17 protein-coding genes are annotated in these 18,806 nt (G+C 63.4%); 9 read left to right on the top strand and 8 right to left on the bottom strand.

The features are described 5' to 3' along the window. Positions 1 to 150: 150 nt before the first annotated feature. From HLH27_RS12750 to HLH27_RS12760, 3 genes are all read left to right on the top strand, one after another. The gene (locus tag HLH27_RS12750; RefSeq protein ID WP_182950426.1) at positions 151 to 2,007 is read left to right on the top strand and encodes an ATP-binding domain-containing protein; all 1,857 of its coding nucleotides are present in this window, start codon (positions 151 to 153) and stop codon (positions 2,005 to 2,007) included. Next, complete coding sequence (locus HLH27_RS12755; protein ID WP_182950427.1) at positions 1,994 to 2,626, top strand: hypothetical protein; 633 nt, start codon at positions 1,994 to 1,996, stop codon at positions 2,624 to 2,626. The genes HLH27_RS12750 and HLH27_RS12755 overlap by 14 nt, the downstream gene beginning before the upstream one ends. A gap of 756 nt (positions 2,627 to 3,382) precedes the next feature. Next, entirely contained in the window at positions 3,383 to 4,918 is a 1,536-nt protein-coding gene (locus HLH27_RS12760; RefSeq protein ID WP_182950428.1) for an FAD-dependent monooxygenase, read from the top strand. 39 nt (positions 4,919 to 4,957) lie between these two features. On the opposite strand, the gene HLH27_RS12765 is transcribed toward HLH27_RS12760, so the two are convergent. From HLH27_RS12765 to HLH27_RS12775, 3 genes are all read right to left on the bottom strand, one after another. Then, a complete protein-coding gene (locus tag HLH27_RS12765) occupies positions 4,958 to 6,262 on the bottom strand; it encodes a replication-associated recombination protein A (protein ID WP_182950429.1) in 1,305 nt (434 codons plus the stop codon). A gap of 33 nt (positions 6,263 to 6,295) precedes the next feature. Further along, complete coding sequence (gene arfB, locus HLH27_RS12770) at positions 6,296 to 6,718, bottom strand: alternative ribosome rescue aminoacyl-tRNA hydrolase ArfB (RefSeq protein WP_182950430.1); 423 nt, start codon at positions 6,716 to 6,718, stop codon at positions 6,296 to 6,298. Between the two features lie 70 nt (positions 6,719 to 6,788). Continuing rightward, positions 6,789 to 7,373 carry a glutathione S-transferase family protein gene (locus tag HLH27_RS12775; protein WP_182950431.1) on the bottom strand — a complete coding sequence of 195 codons (585 nt, stop codon included), beginning with the start codon at positions 7,371 to 7,373 and terminating at the stop codon, positions 6,789 to 6,791. A gap of 102 nt (positions 7,374 to 7,475) precedes the next feature. Here HLH27_RS12775 and HLH27_RS12780 point away from each other — a divergent pair, with 102 nt between their 5' ends. Both HLH27_RS12780 and HLH27_RS12785 read left to right on the top strand, forming a co-directional pair. Continuing rightward, positions 7,476 to 8,399, top strand: a complete 924-nt coding sequence (locus tag HLH27_RS12780; RefSeq protein WP_182950432.1) for a LysR substrate-binding domain-containing protein — start codon at positions 7,476 to 7,478, stop codon at positions 8,397 to 8,399. 259 nt (positions 8,400 to 8,658) lie between these two features. Beyond that, positions 8,659 to 9,918, top strand: coding sequence for a cation:proton antiporter (locus HLH27_RS12785; RefSeq protein WP_182950433.1), 1,260 nt, complete (start codon positions 8,659 to 8,661; stop codon positions 9,916 to 9,918). 30 nt (positions 9,919 to 9,948) lie between these two features. Here HLH27_RS12785 and HLH27_RS12790 read toward each other — a convergent pair whose 3' ends face one another. Together HLH27_RS12790 and HLH27_RS12795 are read right to left on the bottom strand one after the other, a co-directional pair. Further along, positions 9,949 to 10,842, bottom strand: coding sequence for a pirin family protein (locus HLH27_RS12790; RefSeq protein ID WP_182950434.1), 894 nt, complete (start codon positions 10,840 to 10,842; stop codon positions 9,949 to 9,951). Between the two features lie 170 nt (positions 10,843 to 11,012). Continuing rightward, positions 11,013 to 11,882, bottom strand: coding sequence for a pirin family protein (locus HLH27_RS12795; RefSeq protein WP_182950435.1), 870 nt, complete (start codon positions 11,880 to 11,882; stop codon positions 11,013 to 11,015). A 98-nt stretch (positions 11,883 to 11,980) separates the two neighbouring features. On the opposite strand from HLH27_RS12795, the gene HLH27_RS12800 reads away from it, so the two are divergent. Together HLH27_RS12800 and HLH27_RS12805 are read left to right on the top strand one after the other, a co-directional pair. Continuing rightward, entirely contained in the window at positions 11,981 to 12,922 is a 942-nt protein-coding gene (locus HLH27_RS12800; RefSeq protein ID WP_338029905.1) for a LysR substrate-binding domain-containing protein, read from the top strand. A 440-nt stretch (positions 12,923 to 13,362) separates the two neighbouring features. Then, a complete protein-coding gene (locus HLH27_RS12805) occupies positions 13,363 to 13,776 on the top strand; it encodes a hypothetical protein (protein ID WP_182950436.1) in 414 nt (137 codons plus the stop codon). A gap of 79 nt (positions 13,777 to 13,855) precedes the next feature. On the opposite strand, the gene HLH27_RS12810 is transcribed toward HLH27_RS12805, so the two are convergent. After that, positions 13,856 to 14,350 (bottom strand): hypothetical protein, encoded by a 495-nt coding sequence (locus tag HLH27_RS12810; RefSeq protein WP_182950538.1) that lies wholly within the window; start codon positions 14,348 to 14,350, stop codon positions 13,856 to 13,858. A gap of 492 nt (positions 14,351 to 14,842) precedes the next feature. On the opposite strand from HLH27_RS12810, the gene HLH27_RS12815 reads away from it, so the two are divergent. Beyond that, positions 14,843 to 15,394, top strand: a complete 552-nt coding sequence (locus HLH27_RS12815) for a DUF4142 domain-containing protein (RefSeq protein ID WP_338029906.1) — start codon at positions 14,843 to 14,845, stop codon at positions 15,392 to 15,394. 103 nt (positions 15,395 to 15,497) lie between these two features. On the opposite strand, the gene HLH27_RS12820 is transcribed toward HLH27_RS12815, so the two are convergent. Together HLH27_RS12820 and HLH27_RS12825 are read right to left on the bottom strand one after the other, a co-directional pair. Then, positions 15,498 to 16,496, bottom strand: coding sequence for an SUMF1/EgtB/PvdO family nonheme iron enzyme (locus HLH27_RS12820; protein WP_182950437.1), 999 nt, complete (start codon positions 16,494 to 16,496; stop codon positions 15,498 to 15,500). Continuing rightward, positions 16,472 to 17,227, bottom strand: coding sequence for a peptidylprolyl isomerase (locus HLH27_RS12825; RefSeq protein WP_182950438.1), 756 nt, complete (start codon positions 17,225 to 17,227; stop codon positions 16,472 to 16,474). The genes HLH27_RS12820 and HLH27_RS12825 overlap by 25 nt, the downstream gene beginning before the upstream one ends. A 54-nt stretch (positions 17,228 to 17,281) precedes the next feature. Here HLH27_RS12825 and HLH27_RS12830 point away from each other — a divergent pair, with 54 nt between their 5' ends. Then, complete coding sequence (locus HLH27_RS12830) at positions 17,282 to 18,787, top strand: sulfatase family protein (RefSeq protein WP_182950439.1); 1,506 nt, start codon at positions 17,282 to 17,284, stop codon at positions 18,785 to 18,787. Positions 18,788 to 18,806: the final 19 nt, after the last annotated feature.

The raw sequence follows: 18,806 nt of genomic DNA on the forward strand, positions 1-18,806 counted from the left end.
TTCGCGATGATCTGCTCAGGCGTAAAACGCTGACGTCCCATGTAATCCTCCAATCCATATGCCCCATAGGGCTCTCTTCAGAATCGGACCAGTTTTCTCAAGGCAGACCACGGGGAGGAGCGTTACGACTACCCCCACGATGGTAGACTCGTGATCCTCATTCCCGGCCGCAAGCTGACTATCGTCGACTACTCGGGAGATAACGATGGGTTTGAGGATTTCGTGGAGGATTTCATTGAGGATTTAGGATCTATATCTGACAAGTATCGATATAAAGATGCCATTGGTCGTCCACGCAAATGGCGCGATCAGCTGGTTGTAACTCATGAATCTGGGCAAGGTTTAGACGCCTCGGAGTTGATCAATGACAGCGAGTTGGCCGATGCTGGCCGACGGAGGGTCTCTGAACTTCTAGTCTCGCTCCTAACGGGCAGTATCAACGATATTGAGAAGGTTAAGGCCGAAATACCAGACAGCCTTCTTGACAAGGTGAAACGAAAGATTCTCCTTTTTGATGGCGACCAGACTCGGTTTATCTACCAGAAGGTCGACAAAAAGGTCGTGAACATTCAGGGCCTTTCCGGCACTGGGAAGACAGAACTTCTGCTGCATAAGCTCAAAGAGATATACGTTAATAGTCCTGCTTCGCGTATCGTTTTCACCTGCCATAACAAGATACTTGCAGACAATCTGAGACGCAGGATCCCGGAGTTTTTCAACTTTATGAAGGTGGAACAGCAGATTGCTTGGAACGAGCGACTCTGGTGTATGCATGCTTGGGGATCACAATCTGATCCGAACTCAGGAACATATCGGTACATCTGCAACTTTTACGGCCTCACGTTCCGTCGCTTCAGTCCGACTTCACCATTTGATGTCGTCTGCAAGGATGCAGTTGCCCAGCTGAAGGCGTTAGACCTGCGGAGTTATGCCTTCGACTATATATTGATCGACGAGAGTCAGGATTTTCCACCATCGTTCATCGAATTGTGTAGAATTTGTGCGAAGGAGGTCGTCTATGTCGCGGGCGATATATTCCAGAGTATCTTTGATGAGAGTATCATACCAAGTATATCTCCTGATTTTCTCCTGAGTAAATGCTATCGCACTGATCCCAAGACCTTAATGTTTTCTCATGCATTAGGCATGGGATTGTTTGAACCTCGTAAGCTTAGATGGCTTGATGATGCAGAGTGGAATACGTGCGGATATATCGTCGATAAATCAGCCGATCTTAGCTTTTACCGCCTTAAACGGGAGCCACTCCGTCGCTTCGAGGATATCGAAAGCGCAAATTTAGATTGTGTGTCTATATTGGAATCCGACAATCCGTCAGGAAAAGTCATGGAGGTTATCGACCAGATTTCGGCGGCGAACCCGACCCTTGAACCTGATGATATCGGCATAATCCTGCTGGACAACACTAAGGAGACGTATGCGCTGGCAGACTGGCTAGAGCAAATTATCCCCCGTCATACTGGCTGGCCGGTGAATAAGGCTTACGAGTCCAAGAGCAAAGTAAAAGGTCATGTTTTTATTAGTAATAAGAACAATGTCAAGGGGTTGGAGTTTCCTTTTATTATTTGTCTGACCAACAGAATTCGGAATTCTTACTCGTACAGAAATTCACTGTACATGACGCTCACGCGTTCGTTTCTAAAGTCATATCTTATTTTATCGAGCGCACAGGATGCCACCGCTTTACAACAGATTCGCGACGGCTTGAATGTGATAAACCAGTACGGCTACATTGAGGTGCAGCCGCCGACTGAACAGGAAAAAGCCGCTATCAGGACAACGATTAAGCATTCGTCGTCTCCGGGTTCATACTTCGACTTCCTCGAGTCGATTTTCGATAAGATATCCGTCCTGCCGCTTTTCAGAGATAAACTGCGATCCACGGTGACGATGACTTTGGGTGAAGAGTATGATCCTGAAGTTGTTAAGAACGTAGCTCAATTTAATTACGATGCCATGCTGAAGAGCAACCGTGATGAAGAAGTTTGATTTTCCGCTCGATGCCTTTCAGGCATCGCGCTTAGTGGGAAGCTTTCGTGGCAAGAAAGATGTGATAGCCCTATGGATGAACGCTATCAAATTGATATCGGTATACGCAGAGCCTACGAAAGCGCAGGTTTCAGGTCACTTAGTGCTGCATGTTGATAAGATGAGCCGCCTCTTCATAGAGACGGGCACGAAATCATTTTCCGTGTCTTTTCCTTTCTCAATCTATGAAAAGGACTACGGCTTGGAGTTTGGCACAAGTGCCTGCCCTGAAGTCGATAGTAAGGTTACATCGGACATACTTAGCTTGATCAACGGCCAGGATGTATTTTCATCTGGTAGCGTATATGAATTCGCTGACCCGCTTATCGAACTTACAGGTGATCAGGACCTAGTCTGGCAGCTTTTACGAGATCTAATGCTAGTTGACGATGGCTATATCCGTATCGATCATGATTCGGACAATGAGAACGGGGCTCTACATCCCCTTGATCACATCGATATTTTCTATTCCCAAGCAGCCACGTTCAAAATTGGCTTAGGCGGTCGCGTCGGACTGGATGCTTTCCATGATATTCTAAGCATAAAATCCAACTGCTATTATCTTGGGCCAGCGAAATAGGTGAGAGAGGCGATGCTCTATCGGTCGGGCTAATCTTGCGCGTGGTGTGGCACAGCTGGTCATGAGGTGGCGAGACAGGCACACAGTTTTTGGATCTGCTCCTTTGCGCCCATCGTTATCCCCTTGAACTTGCGAAGCCATAACCTGCCTCGACGCTGATTTCCTTCGTTCCTCACGTCTAACAGCAGGTCGCGGTCACCTTACGTGTTGTAGGACATGCGGCGTTTGATCGGCGGCAATATCGGGCTATGGAGGGCAATCGGCGGACCAGATGGGATTCGAACACTTACGTTGAATCAATTAACTGGCGCTTGGCTGTTTTATGAGAAAATGTCGGCTTTCAGAACGCCTCATGGGCTATTTGAAAGACCGGAATGGGGTCAAACGCCTTCGCGAGGGTCGTCCATGTAAATGTCCGGTTGTACCGATTGCCCTTCACGAAGCCGACAGACCGCAATCCCCCCCATTGCCGCCGATCTGTTAGCGCACAGGGCGCAGACCGGCGGACACGCCTCGTTGCCAGTATCATGCCCGTGCGCATCGCTGGATGCCCGAACATGCGCCGTGCATTCCGCCAATCTGCCTTGCCGGCGGCGGAGACCGGGGACGGGGGAAACAGGTGGGGCCTTCCTGCGTTAGGCATGGCCGATAGCAGGGCCTCGTCCGCCCATCGCATGCCGCCGGTGCGCCGCACGATTCCTGCCTGTCTCCGGCCTTCGTCGGAGATCGCCTTGCGTCTTCGCAGGAAACGCGCCCATGCCCAAACCTGTTCTCGTCGTCGGTGCCGGACCTGTCGGCCTTGCCATGGCCGCCGAACTGGCGCGGTATCGCGTGCCCGTGCGGATCATCGATCGGTCGGCGGCGCGCAGCGACACGTCTAAGGCGCTCGCTGTCTGGGCGCGGACGCTGGAGCTGCTTGCCGGTGCGGGCTGCGTCGACGCGTTTCTGGCCGCCGGCTTTCGGGCGGAGGCGATCGGCATCCATGCGGGCGGCAGGCTGATCGGCCGCGTTCCGTTCGACCGGATCGCCTCGCCGTTCAATGTCCTGCTGGTGATTCCGCAATCGGAGACCGAGCGGCTGCTGGAGGCGCATCTGGCGTCGCTGGGTGGCACGGTCGAACGAAATGTCGAACTCGTGGCGTTCACCGATACCAGGGACGGTGTTACCTGCGTCGTGCGGCATGCGTCCGGCGCGCACGAGCACATTCATGCAGGCTGGCTGATCGGTTGCGACGGTGCGCATTCCCTTGTCCGCCGCACGCTGGGGATGCCGTTCGAGGGCGATACGCTGTCGACCAGTTTCCTGATCGCCGACGTGCAGATCGCGGGCCTCGGCATTCCGCCGGCCGAACTGGCGATCTTCTGGCACCCCGACGGCGCGTTGATGATCTTTCCGATCTCGCCCGGGCGGTATCGCATCATCGCCGATATCGGCGCGCGTTCGGGGCATCCGCCCAGTTTCGAGCAGGTGCAGGCCATTGTCGCGCGGCGCGGGCCGGGCGGCCTGACGGTGTCCGACCCGGTCTGGTTGTCGCATTTTGGGGTCAACGAACGCAAGGTGCGGGATTATCGCGCGGGACGGGTGTTTCTGGCGGGAGACGCGGCGCACGTCCATAGCCCCGCCGGCGGGCAGGGCATGAATACGGGCATGCAGGATGCCTTCAATCTGGCGTGGAAACTGGCGCTGGTCGAACAGGGGCAGGCCGGGCCGGCCCTGCTGGACAGCTACAGCGCCGAACGCAGCCCGGTCGCCCGCCATATCCTCGCCGAGTCCAGCCGCCTGACCCGGATCGTCCTGCTGCGGACACCGCTGGCCCAACGGCTGCGCGGCTTTGTCGCGCACAGGATCCTCGCATTTCCGAAAGTGCGGCGTGCCATCGTGGACAGGCTGTCCGAGATCACGCTTGCCTATCCCGACAGCCCGCTCAACACAGGTTCTGCCAAGGGCCTGCATGGGCCGGCTCCGGGCCGGAGATTCATGCCCGATGGGCCCGTCCAGGTTGCCAATGCGCCCAGATTCGTCCTGTACGCCCGAGAAGATGTCGCGGCACGCGCGATGATCGCCCGCCACCCTTCCCTGCTGGATTTCCGGCTGCACATGCCGCCGGACGAAAACGGCATCTGGCTGGTGCGGCCCGATGGCTATGTCGCCGCGACGGCCCGCGCCGGGCACTGGTCGGTCATCGAGGACGCCCTGTCGAAGATCGCGGCCAACGCGGCGCATGCCGTGAACACGCATGGGGCCGCCGATGCCCCCGGCGTGCCTTCACCCCCCGGCGTCATGCCCGGCTGAGCATCCGTTCGGCCTGGCCGGCGCGGGCTGCCGGCAGGGTCATTTCCCGCCCTTGCGCGGCTGGGCCTCGCCGGTCACGCGCTGCCAGTATTCGTCGGCCCGTTTTTCGAACGTCGCCGCGTCGCGGGCGTCGCTCTGGTACAGCGTGCCTTTCGCGATCGGGGAATAGACCTGCTCCACCCAGCCGCGCGGGTCGTCGTGGGGAAAGCGATATCCGACATGCCCCAGCGCCTCCGCGCCCTTGTAATGGGCATCGCGCAGATGCAGCGGCACCGCCGCCGGAGGCTGGTTGGCCACGACATGCAGCGCCGCCGAGATCCCGCGACAGGCCGAGCCCGATTTGGGCGCCCGCGCCACATGCAGCGCCGCATGAGCCAGCACGATCTGCGCCTCGGGGTAGCCGATCTTCTCGACCGCCTGCGCCGCCGCCACGGCGGTCTGGAGCGCGGCATTGTCGGCCAGCCCCACATCCTCCGACGCGTGGATCATGATCCGCCGCGCGATGTAGCGCGGGTCTTCGCCGCCATGGATCAGGCGCGCCAGCCAGTACAGCGTGGCGTCGGGGTCCGACCCGCGCATGGATTTCACGAAAGCCGAGACCACGTCGTAATGCGCATCGCCCGAGCGGTCGTGATTGACCGGTGCCGCCGCATAGGCCTCGTCCAGCATCGCATCGGTGATCGTGACCGGCTTCGCGCCGTGCCCGACCGCCAGGCTTTCCAGCGTCGTCAGCGCCCGGCGCGCATCGCCGCCCGAGCGGCCCGCGATCCGGCGGACCTGCCCGTCCGTCAGCACGGCCTCCACCCCCTCGCCCCGCAGATGGTCGATGCCGCGCCGGACCACCTGCTCCATCTCCTCGATCGTCAGCGGTTCCAGCTTCAGGATCGTCGAGCGCGAGACCAGCGCCGGGGTCAGCACATGGTATGGGTTGCCCGTGGTGGCCCCGATGAAATCGGCGGTCCCTTCCTCGCAGATCGCCAGCAGGTCGTCGGTCTGGGTTGCCGAGAAACGCTGCACCTCGTCGACGAAGATCAGCAGCGGCACCATGCGGGCCTCGTCGGCCAGCTTGCGGATGTCCGCGACGCCGCTGCGCGTGGCGTGCAGCGGGCGGAAGCTCTTGCCCAGCATGGTTCCGACCGCCCGCGCGATCGAGGTCTTGCCGACCCCGGGCGGCCCGTAGAGAATCACGCTGCCCAGCGCCCCGCCCGCGATCCGCCGGCGCAGGATCGATCCGGGCGCGGTGGCCGCCGCCTGGCCGATGACGTCATCCAGTGTTGCCGGACGCAGCTGCGCGGCAAGCGGCTTGCGGCCCAGCGCCGCCCCGCTGTCGAAAAGATCGCTCATCGCCTACCCGGAACCTGCCTGTTTTCCATTGCGCTAATCGTCCAGCCGCACGGAGCGCCCGCGCTTGATGCCCGCGCGATGGGCCTTGCCGTCCAGCCGGCGCTGGCGGGCCGCGCGGCCGGGGCGGGTAGCGACGCGGAAGGCGGGGCGATGCGCCGCCTCGCGGATCAACTCGGCCAGCCGTTCGATGGCGTCCTCGCGGTTGCGCAACTGCGTGCGAAAGCGCCGGGCGGTGATGACGATCACCCCGTCCCGCGTGGCGCGGCTGCCCGCGACCTCCAGCAGCCGCGCCCGCACCCGTTCGGGCAGCGACGGCGAGCGCGCGGCGTCGAAGCGCAGTTGCGCCGCCGTGGCCACCTTGTTGACGTTCTGCCCGCCGGGGCCGGATGCAAGGATGTAGCTGACCTCCAGCTCGGACTCGGCCAGCGACAGTCCGGGAAGGATCGGGATTGCCATGGCGGCGGCATAGCATGTTTCGCGCCGCCGCGCGTGCTATTCGCCCGTGCGCGCAGGGGCCTGCCGGCGGTTACAGCCAGGGCATCGGCAGGAAGCCGGGCAGAGCCTCGACTTGCGCGAGCCACGCACGCACGTTCGGATACGGCGCCAGCGGCACATGCCCTTCCGGCGCGTGGGCGACATACCCGTAGCAGGCGAGGTCCGCGATCGTCGGGTGGGTCGCGGCCAGGAACATCCGGCCGGCGAGATACGCGTCCATGAAGGCCAGCAGATGTTCGGCGCGCGCGCATGCGTCGGGGGGCTCGCCCGGGCGTTGCCAGAGCGCCACCATGCGGGCGGCGGCCGGCCCCTGCCTCAGTTCCCCCGCCGCGATCGAAAGCCAGCGCTGGACGTGCGCCGCACCCACCGGGTCCTCCGGCAGCCAGTTGGTGCCCGCGCCATGGGCCTTGGCCAGGTAGACGAGAATGGCGTTGCTGTCGGCCAGCACCAGGTCGCCGTCGCGCAGGATCGGGACCTGTCCCAGCGGGTTCAGGCGCAGCAATTCCGGCGTCGGGCCGGACACGATCTCGAACCGGTATGCGATGCCGAGCATCGACAGAAGCAGTTGCACGCGATGCACATGGCCCGAAAGCGGCATGCCGTAGAGTGTCATCATCAGGGCGGTCTTTCGCTGTCGTTCCGTCAGGGTCATTGTTTTGCGCGACCATGGCGATACGCTATCCTGGCACGACAGTCTTTCGGATCGTGGAAGAATGATGTGGACCGCCTGGATGAGCTGACCCTGTTCGTCGCCGTGCTGGATGCCGGAAGCATGGCCGCGGCGGGGCGACGCCTGCATCGCTCCCCACCCAGTGTCAGCCGTGTTCTGGCCGGACTGGAGCAGCGACTGGGCGCGCGCCTGATCGACCGCACGACGCGACGCCTGGCCCCGACCGAATTCGGCCGCCAGTTCGCCGTGCAGGCGCGGGACCTGATCGCGCGGTACGAGGCGCTGGCCCGGACCGCCACGCAGGAGGCCGACCAGCCCGCCGGCATGCTGCGGATCACGGCCCCCGCGACATTCGGGCGCCGCCACGTGGCGCCGGTGCTTGCGGATTTACTGGCACGGTTCGAAAAAATCCGCGCCACCCTGGTCCTGTCGGATCGCAACCTCGACCTGATCGAGGAGGGCCTGGATGTCGCCATCCGCATCGGCGAACTGACCGATTCAACCCTCATGGCCCGCAAGGTCGGCAGTGTCGGGCGCATCCTGGTCGCCAGCCCCGCCTATCTGCACAGGCGGGGCATGCCGCGATCGGTGCGGGACCTGGCGGAGCATGACAGCATCCTGATCGAAAGCCGGCCCGTCGCGCGGGAATGGCGCTTTGCCTCGGGCCCGCACGGAAAGGGGCCGCATCAGGTCATGAGACTGACGCCGCGCGTCCTGGCCAACGATGTCGAAGCCGCAATCGCTATCGCGCGCGACGGATTGGGCATCGTGCGGGTCCTGTCCTACCAGGTGGCCGACGACCTTGCGGCGGGGCGCCTGGTCAGGCTGCTGCCGGACGCGGAACCCGCCCCCACGCCCGTCCATCTGATCAGCACCTGCCTGTCCCACCGCCCTACAAAAACGACTGCCTTTCTCGATTTTGCCGCGGACGCCCTGGCGCACCGGCTCCGGATCATCTCCCGCCCGGCGTAACCGGCCCGTGCCTTCAGTCCGGTTTCGAGTGAAACATGGTCATCGCGCGGGAGAACGAGAGAATAGCGCGTGGAAATACGATCGTTCGTATCATTTCAGCTTATGAAACGGCGCGCCTCTTCTCATGAAAATCGCGCGTTACTGCACGAGTTGACGCCGGCTTGCGCATGAAACATCTTTCACCTTCATATACAAAATTTGCATAAATGACATGCGGTCCGTTAGGGTGTCGGCCAAACGAACCCCGAGGAGACGAGCGATGCACAACATGACGGCTCTGGCCGGCGACGCCGCGATCTTCGTGCTGCTGCCCTGGCTGCTGTGGCGCCTGACGCAACGGGCCCTGCCCATTGCGGTCCTGCCCATCCTGATCGGCATTCTGCTGGCGGTGTGGCATGTGCCTGTCGGCAGGCTCGGCCTCCCCTCGCTCTATGGCGACGATATCGGCTGGGTGGCGGTGCTGATCCTGGCATTCACCGCAGGGCTGGAAATGTGGCAGCACCCCGGCGAAGAAGAGGGCGCGGCGCACCGGCTGCCGCCGCAGCCGCTCGGCCGCCTGCTGGCCAGCGCGCTGGTCGCGCTGGGCGGGCCGTTCCTGATCGGCTCGTTTCTGGCCTATGAATTCTTCCTGCCGCTGCAGGGCTGGCATGCCCCGCATGCCGCGCCGTGGATCGCCGCATCGTCCATCGGGCTGTGCATGGCCGTCAGCGCGCTGCCGGTGCTGATCGGGGTGGTGCGCGAGCTGGAACCCGCGCAGCGCCCGCTGGGGCAACTGGCGCTCAAGCTCGCGGTGGTGGACGACGCGGCGCTGTGGATCGGGCTGGCGGCACTTCAGTTCGCCGCCCGGGGCAGTGCCGCGCTGCATGGCTGGACCAGCCTGGAATTCGTGGCGGTTGCCCTGCTGGTCGGGCTGGCGGCGGCGGGAAACATGGCCTCGCGCCATTTCAGGCATCCGCCGGCCTGGGTCATCTGGGTCGCCGTGCCGGTCTATCTCGCGGCCGGTTCGTGGGCCAGCAAGCAGCTTGGGCTGCACGAACTGATCGGGGCCTATTTCGCGGGCGCGATCATGCCGCCCAGCTGGGTGCGTCGCCTGCCCATCGAATGGGCCGGAACCTTCGCGCTGATCTGGCTGGCGCCGATGTTCTTCGGCCATAGCGGCCTGCATATCGACGGCGATGCGCTGACCTGGCCTTCCGTCCTCGCCTCGCTGGCGCTGGTGGCCATCTCGATCGTGACCAAGATTGCCGCCATCTCCCTCTGCCCGCCGGCCGCCGGGCTGACGCGCCGGCAGACATTGGGCATCGGCGCCCTGCTGCAATGCAAGGGCCTGATGGAAATCGTCGCCGCGACCATCCTGCACCAGCAGGGCATGCTCTCCGAATTCGCCTTTGCCTCGCTGGTGGTGCTGGCCGTGATCTCGACCACCCTGACCGGCCCGATGTTCCGCGCCCTGGCCCCCCGGCTGGGCGCCCGGTCCGCCCCCACCCTGCCGACGGGGGCGGTCACGGCCAATTCCTGAGCCGACTGCCCGCCCGCACGTTCGTCGCCGTCACGACATCGGCGGCGGCGGCGTGTCGGCGGAGGCGGGCAGCGGAATGAACTCGTCATGATCCGCGTCGGGCAGCTTCATCCGCCCGGCCTTCCAGTCCTCGGCGGCCTGCGCCAGCCGCTCCTTCGAGGAACTGACGAAATTCCACAGCAGGAACCGCTCGCCCACGGGTTCGCCCCCCAGCACCATGGCGGCCGTCGGCACCAGCGCCCGGAACGATGAAACGTCGGGGCCCAGCACGAGCATCCGCCCCGCCGCATAATGCTGGCCGTCGATCTCGATGGCCCCGGTGGCGATATAGAGGGCCCGTTCCGAAAACGCGGTCGGGATTTCCGCCCGCGCCCCGGCCGCCAGTTCCAGATGCGCGTAGAAGAGCGGCGAATGCGTCCGCGCCGCGGCGGTCAGCCCATAGGCCTGCCCGGCGATAAGCTGCCCGCGCACGCCGCCGGCATCCCATTGCGGCAGGTCGTCGCCCTCGTGGTGCGAGAAGGAGGGCGCGGCTTCCTCCTCGCCCTTCGGCAGCGCCACCCAGGCCTGGATGCCGTGCAGATGGTCGCCGACCGCGCGGGCTTTCTCGAACCGTTCGCTGTGGGTGATGCCGCTGCCGGCGGTCATCCAGTTGACCTCCTGCGGGCGGATCGCCTGTTCCGTCCCCAGACTGTCGCGATGCATGACCTCGCCCGAGAACAGGTAGGTGACGGTGGACAGGCCGATATGCGGATGCGGCCGCACATCGAGGCTGCGATCGACCCCGGCCGCGATATCCAGCGGCCCCATATGGTCGAAGAAGATGAAGGGCCCGACCATCCGTCGCCGCGCGAAAGGCAGCACCCGCCCCACTTCCAGCCCGCCACCCAGAGCCCGCCGCCGCTGTTCGATCATCATTTCGATCATCGCATTTTCTCCTTTTCCTGAGCTTGCGTCACCGCCCGGAATGCCGGGTCACACCAATGCGCCGAGAGGCTGACGCCCGGGGGGCGTCCCGACAAGGGCTTTGCCCTTGACCCACCAAAGGGCAGTCGCCCTTTGGAAACCCATTCGTATTGGGGTGCAGCGCCCTGGCCTCAGCCGGCAATCCCGCCGAAACGCCCGCTGTTGAAATCCTCGATCGCCTGGCGGATCTCGTCCTGCGTGTTCATCACGAAGGGGCCGTATCCGGCGATCGGCTCGTTCAGCGGCGCGCCGGTCAGGACGAGAAAACTCGCCTCTTCCGTCGCCTGTAGCGTCACCTCCGTTCCCTCCCGGCCCAGCAGGGCGAATTGTGCACTCCCCAGTTCCGTACCACCGTTCACAATCAGGCGTCCTTCCAGCGAGACGATGGCCGTGCTGTGCCCGGCGGGCAGGTCCAGCGTGACCTGCGCGCCGGCATGCAGCACGCCGTCCCAGACATTCAGCGGCGAGAAGACCCGCGCTGGCCCGTGCCGGCCCCGGTAGTCGCCGGCGATGACGCGCAGCCGCCCGGCCTGGTCGGGAAGGTCGACAGCCGGAATATCGGCCGCGCGCAGCGTCTGGTAGCCCGCCGGTGCGCCCTTGTCGGCGGCCGGCAGGTTCACCCACAATTGCACCATCCGGAACGGACCGCCCGCCCGCGCATAGGCGGGGGAATGGAATTCCTGGTGCTGGATGCCGTTGCCCGCCGTCATCCACTGCACGTCGCCCGGCCCGATCACGCCGCCGCCGCCCGAGGAATCGCGGTGCTCCACCTCGCCGTCATAGACGATCGTGACCGTCTCGAACCCCTTGTGCGGATGCTCGCCGACGCCGCGCCGGGCGTCGGTCGGACCGAACACATGCGGCCCGGCATAATCGAGCAGCAGGAACGGGCTGAGATGCGCGCCGAAATCGCTGTAGGAAAACAGGGAGCGGACGGGAAAACCGTCCCCCACCCAATGGCCGCGGTCATTGCCGTAGCGGCCCAGAACCTTCTTCTGCATTGCCATGCTCCCTATCAGGCGGGCCCCGACAGCGGCGCCCTTGCATGAGGGGAAGATGGGCCCTTCCGCCCGTCGCATGAAGATTGCTCCATCGGACGGTGCGTTCTATCCATGAGACGATGAAGGACCTCAACGACCTTTATTATTTCGTGCAGGTGGTGCGTCACGGCGGCTTCACGCGCGCGGCACGGGCCACCGGGCTTCAGAAATCGCTCCTCAGCCGGCGGGTCCGACTGCTGGAAGAGCGGCTGGATACGGTGCTGCTCCAGCGTTCCTCGCGCCATTTCTCGGTGACCGAGGCCGGGCGGGGGTTCTACGAACGCTGCGTGACCGTGTTGCAGGAGGCCGACGCGGCGGAGCAATCGATCGCCCAGCTTCATGCCGAACCGTGCGGGGTCATCCGGCTCAGCTGCCCCGTGGCGCTGCTGACCTTCCAGTTCGGCGCGCTGCTGGCCCGCTTCATCATGCGCTATCCGGCCGTGACGCTCGACCTGGAGAGCACCAACCGGCGGGTGGACCTGCTGGAGGAACGGTTCGACCTTGCCGTTCGCGTGCGCTTCCCGCCGCTGCAATCGGAAAACCTTGTCATGCGCGTGCTCGACACCAGCACGCAGTGCCTGGTGGCCGCCCCGTCCTTGATCGCGGGTCCCCTCGCCTCGCCGGCCGATCTGAACACGCTGCCGAGCCTCGATTCCAGCACCGCCCCCGCCAGCCATTCCTGGAATCTGGAAAGCGCGGACGGCCAGAAAGCCACGATCTTCCACGAACCCCGGCTGGCGACGGACGACATGGCCGTGCTGCGCGAGGCCGCGCTGGCCGGCGCGGGCATCGTCCAGCTTCCGACCATGATGGTGTGGCGGGATATCAGGGAAGGCCGCCTGATCCAGGTTCTGCCCGACTGGCGGCCGCGCGCCGGGATCGTGCATGCCGTCTTCCCCTCCCGCCGGGGGCTTTCCCCCGGCGGGCGCGCACTGGTCGATTTCCTGGCGGCGGAATGCGCGGCCCAGCGGCAGGACGCGTCACGGATTCTGGAAACCTGACAGATGGACCGTTACGGGCGCTGGGGGGAACCATTGGTAGCAGACAATCGTAATCGGCATTCTGTGTGCTGACTGTCTCTCTATTTCCGCATTTCGAACAGACTCCCGCTCGCTTCCCTCATCGGTTCGATCTGCGTGGGCTGCCTGCATGGACTCTATAATATCCTTGCTGAACATTTTTTATTTTGCGTGGTGACGGTGCTCTGTCTGATTTATACGTTCTTCGCGATCATGCAGAATGACGGAAGAGACGATACGACACCCAACGGGGTAAAACTGTTTTACGCGGCCTTCATGATGATATCCCTGATATCGGCCTGTCTTTCCCCTGAACTCCATATGCGCATATTGAACATGGTTCCCATTTCCTCCTATTCCGTTTTTTTATTGTCCGGATATTTGACCCGGCGCGCCGCGATGCGCATTGCGGCGGGTCGCTAATGGCCGGCCGGAAAAGGCATGGTCTTGCCGCGATCATCCTGTGCGCCCTGTCGGCCGGGTGTGTGGACGATGACCGGAGCCAGGGCGAACTGCATGCCGCCGTCTCGCACTGCCTTGCCCGCTATCCGTTCCGGAAGGGAACCGCCTATGACCGGTTCACCTGCATTACCGGCGCCCATCTCAAATCCGGCCCGAACGCGGTCGGCGTCAATTACGACCTGATTTCGCAGATCGACATGGCGTCCCTGCGCATCGGCCTGGATGTCGACACCGGCACCCTGAGCGTGCCGGAAGCCGAGAGGGAACTGCACTGGGTCACGACCAAGGCCCAGGAACAGGCAGCCCGGCGATCGAACCCCGATTACGCAATCACGACGCAGCCCCGCCAGGACGGCAAGGGGCCCCATCCCTGATCGGTTCCGCCCCGCCCGTCCGGCACGCCGCTGCCGAACCGACGGCGCGGACAATAGCTCCCTCGCCAGAGGGCTCCGTTCACTGAGGCCGGGAAGTGATGACCGGGCCCGAAGATTTCGCATCGGGATTGAGAATCGCCGCCCCGGATTGCGGCGAATAGGTGCCCGATGTCGACTGGTTCGGCGTGACGGGCGGATGGAACGCCGAAACGGGGCCGAAGATACCGCCGGCGGACGATTTCATCGTGCCTTCGGGCTGGCGGGCACATCCACGGGTGATGATGGAACAGATGCCGTCCGTTCCCACCAGTTCGTCGTTATCGCCGGTATAATGCACGTCCGACACCCGGTCATGGTCCAGGCGGATCACGGCCGTGCAGGTCGTGCCGCCGCCACCGCCGAACTGCGAGATCGTGGTCATGATGTCGCCCACCGGAATCAGCGTCGAACCGCCGTAATTCGGCTGCGCGTGCGTGCCGGAATAGATGAAGATCTGGGTCGTATCGTTCAGTTGCTTGGTGGCGGCCGGAAGCCCGGCGCAGGCCTGGAGATCGTAGGACGTCATCCCGATCATGGTGATCTGCGCCTTGTGAGCCGCCCGGGAATCCAGATATCCGCACCCGCTCAGGCCGAGAGAGAGCGAGGAGACCGCGAGCAGACACAGAGTGCGACAGTTCATTCCTGGATTATCCCCACAGATCGATCGGAACGCGCCCGGCACGGCGCATCTGTCCGACAAACCTAGTGTGCTCTTTCCCGTCGATGCAAGGCCCAAACCGGGCACAAAATGTCTCTTCGCCAATGAAACACATCGTTACGGGAATTATGGCTATATCATGACGGGCCAATGGGCCAATATCTTAACGAAAACATTACATCTTTACTTCGCCATTGCCTTCCGTGCCCCACACTATCATCATGGAACCTATCGTCAGCCAAGGAGGTTATCCGTTACGGACCGGCAGACCGGGCCCGCCGCCCCACACGCCGCCTCCGCGCCACACCGTCCGGCATCGCGGGCCGGCCTGCGCAACCGTATCGGAAATCCAGGGAGAATCTGCCGCCCATGTCGTTCATGCCGTTCCTGTCCCGTCACCAATCGCGTGCCCTGCCCCCTCTGATGGCGGCCCTTCTCGCCCTTGGTGCCTGCACGATGGCCCAGCCGCCCGCGCCGCCCCTACCTCCCCTGCAGAAAGCCCCGGTCCTGACAACCGCCGACACCGATTTCGTGCAGAAGCTCAACGACATGGACCTGACCCAGATCGCCCTGGCCAAGAGCGCCCAGACCAACGCTGCCCGCAATGACATCGCGACCCTCGGCGCGACCATCGTCAAGGACCTGACAGGCAACCAGACCAAGCTGACCACCCTGGTCTCGGCCCACGCCATCACCCTGGCCGCCAAGCCCTCCACCGAAAACCAGAAGACCATCGACCGGATCCAGCACCTCCACGGCACAAGTTTCGACCGCAGCTACCTCCGCGCCCTGTCCCGCAACGCCACCAAGATGAAACCGGTCCTCGAAACCGAAATCGCCACGTCCAAGAACGCCGACCTGGTCAAGCTCGCCACCGACACCAAGACCATGCTCGCCACCTACGCGGCGCAGCTGAAATAGGCTCTCCCTCCGGCGACCAGGGCGCCGGCACCGCTGGCCGCGTGCCCGGCCGGAGCCCCATTTTCCCAGGTCGATCAGGCGGGGCGACCTTGCAGGCAGCCTCTTACCTCATGTCCCGTACGCATCGAAACCCGACATTCGAACTGGCGCTGTCCGGGGTCTGCTTCGTTCGGGCGGCGACGCGGTAGCGATTGCAGTAGCTCTCGTGGCAGAGATAGGACCCGCCGCGCATGACCCGGGCCCACCCGTCCATCGGCCCGACCGGATTGCGCGATGTCGCATGCCGATGGTGATCGGGGCTGAACCAGTCGGCACACCATTCCCAAACATTCCCGGACATTTCATAAAGCCCGAACCCATTGGGCGGGAACGCTTTCACGGGGCAAATACCGACATAGCCATCCTGCGCCAGGTTCAGCGTCGGAAACTGCCCCTGCCATATGTTGCACATATGAGTGCCCCCCGGCGTCAGTTCCGAGCCCCAGGGATACATCGCCTGATCGAGGCCGCCCCGCGCGGCATATTCCCATTCGGCCTCGGTCGGCAGGCGCTTTCCGGCCCATTCGGCATAGGCCTGTGCATCGTTCCACGAAACATGGACCACCGGGCAGGTCCCGCGATCCTCGATCGTGCTGCCGGGCCCCTGCGGCTGTCGCCAGTGCGCGCCATCGACCCTGCACCACCACGGTGTGGCATCGGCACGGCGCGCCGACGCCGCCAGCGCGGGCGGCAGGTCGCCCGCGAAGACAAACGACCAGCCGAGCATTTCCGCCTCGGTGCGATAACCGGTTGCGAGCACGAAATGCGTGAAAGCCGCATTCGTTACTGCCGTCGCATCGATCAGGAACGGATCGACCTCCACGACACGCACGGGCCCCTCTCCATCCGCCGGGAATCCACTTCGATCGTCCGTACCCATGCGAAAGGCACCGCCCGCCAAGGCAACCATGCCGTCCGTCGCGCCGCGAACGGCCTTCGGTCTTGCCTGCGCGTGCAGGCGCGACGACAGCAATCGTTCCGCACGCAGGCGGCTGGGCACGCAACAAGCCGACAGTTCGACGGGTCGCAGCTTATCCGTCACGGTGCAATGCCCTGCACGCATGCAACAGCCCGTCGTGCGCGCAGCCAGTCGTCCATCGCCTGTTCCTGCTGCTGATGGTCCAGTGCTTCGGCGAGGGCCGCGCGGCACACATCGAACGGTTGTCTTACCGGCGGAATAATGCGGTGCACGGTCACGATATGAACGCCGAAAACAGTACGAAATGGCGGGCTGATCCCCGACTCCCGAAGGCCGAACAGCACGGTGTCGAAGCCGGGGACCATGTCGCCCGGCTCCACGACGCCCAGCGCGCCGCCATCGTCGGGACAATCCGAATAGCGAGCAGCCAGAACGTCAAATCGTTCGCCCTGCATCAGCCGGTCGAAAATCGCCGCCATGAGGCCGAACGCCCCCGTTGCATCACCGTCGGGCTCGACATGGCGGACGATATGCGCGGCCGACACCTTGCGGGGGGAAAGGCTCGCCGGGTGGCGCCGGTCGTACGCCGCGCGAACGGCCGATAGACCGATTTCCGGCAAATCCCGAAACAAGCGGTTGCGGAACATTCCGATATGCCCGTCCGTCAGATCGGATAGCGCGGTTGCCGTAAACGCGGCGGCAGCCTCGCGCACAAGCGTCTGCTCGATCAGATTTTCCGTCGCCCAAAGCCGGACCTGTCGTTCCCGTTCTTCCGGCGGAAGGGTGGGATCTTCCCCGGCGAACGCCGCGCGCAGGCGTGCCGCCTCGCGAAAAAGCGCCGCTTCGTCGATGGGAATCCCATTGACAGAAATCATTTTGAGGCAGATCCAAAAGCTTGACCAAACAGACAATAAACAGGGTTTGTGCCGATGTCGAAAGGTATCACCAGGCGGGCGCTGTTTGCCGCAGGGGCCGCGTTTTCTGCCAGCCCCGGCCTGGCCCGGGCGGCCGCGCCCCGCGATCCGCAGGCATGGCGCGCAAAACGTCCGAATATCCTCTTCCTGCTCGCCGACGACTGGTCCTGGACCAGCGCAGACACCCATGACGACCTGAAGCTCGCCATACCGGCCTATCGCCGGTTGTGTGAGGAAGGGGTCAGTTTTTCGAACGCCTTCGTGGCCTGCCCTTCCTGCTCGGCGTCCCGCGCATCGATCCTGACCGGCCAATGGCCGTGGGAACTGGAGGAAGGCGCCAACCTTGCCGGAACCCTCGACGCCAGATTTCAGGTATATCCCGAACTTCTCGAACAAAGCGGCTATTTCGTCGGCATGACGCGAAAGGGCTGGGCGCCCGGCCAACTCGCACCGGGACATCGTACCCAGAATCCGGCGGGGAAATCCTATGAAAGCTTTGCCAATTTCCTCGACCACCGCCCCGAAGGCGCCCCTTTCTGCTTCTGGTTCGGCAGTCACGATCCGCATCGTCCTTATGAAATCGATCGCGGGGCGCATGCGGGGATCGATCCGGGCCGCGTCGATGTGCCCCCCTATCTGCCCGACGTGGCCGAGGTCAGGGGGGACATGGCCGACTATGCGTTCGGCGTCGAACGCTTCAACCGCGAAGCCGGCGAACTGATTGCCCGGCTGGAAGCATCCGGCGAACTGGAAAACACCCTGATCGTCATGACTGGCGACAATGGATGGCCCTTCCCGCGCGGAAAGGCCTCGCTCTACGATTCCGGTATTCATGTGCCGTTCGTCATCCGCTGGGGCGGGATCGAGCGCCCCGGGCGCGTGGTGGACGCGATCATCAGCACGACCGACCTGGCACCGACCTTTCTCACGCTCGCCGGTGTGGCCATTCCGCACGACATGGTGGGCACCAGCCTGCTGCCGTGGCTGGATGGCGAAGGGGCAATGCCGAAGCGCGAATACACGCTTGCCGGGATGGAACGCCACATGGACGTCCGGCAGACGATCGGCTGGGGCTATCCGATGCGCGCCATCCGCACGGCGGATTTCCTGTATATCCGCAATTTCGAACCCGGGCGCATGCCCGCGGGCGTGCCGAGCGTCCATCCGCAGACCGCCGCGACACTGACCAGCAATGTCTATGCCGGCTACGGAGACATCGATCAGGGTCGTGCGAAGGCCTATATCGTGACCCATCGGGACGACCCCGCCGTCAAACCCTATTTCGACCGGGCGACGGCGCTGCGGCCGGCGCGCGAACTCTATCGCGTGACGCATGATCGTTACGACATGCAGAATCTCGCCGAACTGCCGGAATTCCGATCGGTCGCGGACCGGCTGGACCGGGAATTGATACAGGCGCTGAAAGCCACGCACGACCCGCGTCAGGAAGGGCATGGCGCGCTGTTCGATCATTATCGCCCATACAACGATCCCGGATTCAAACGCCCGGATGTCATCTGAGACAGCCGATCGAACATAC

This window comes from Gluconacetobacter takamatsuzukensis (assembly GCF_014174275.1).
Lineage (GTDB): Bacteria > Pseudomonadota > Alphaproteobacteria > Acetobacterales > Acetobacteraceae > Gluconacetobacter > Gluconacetobacter takamatsuzukensis.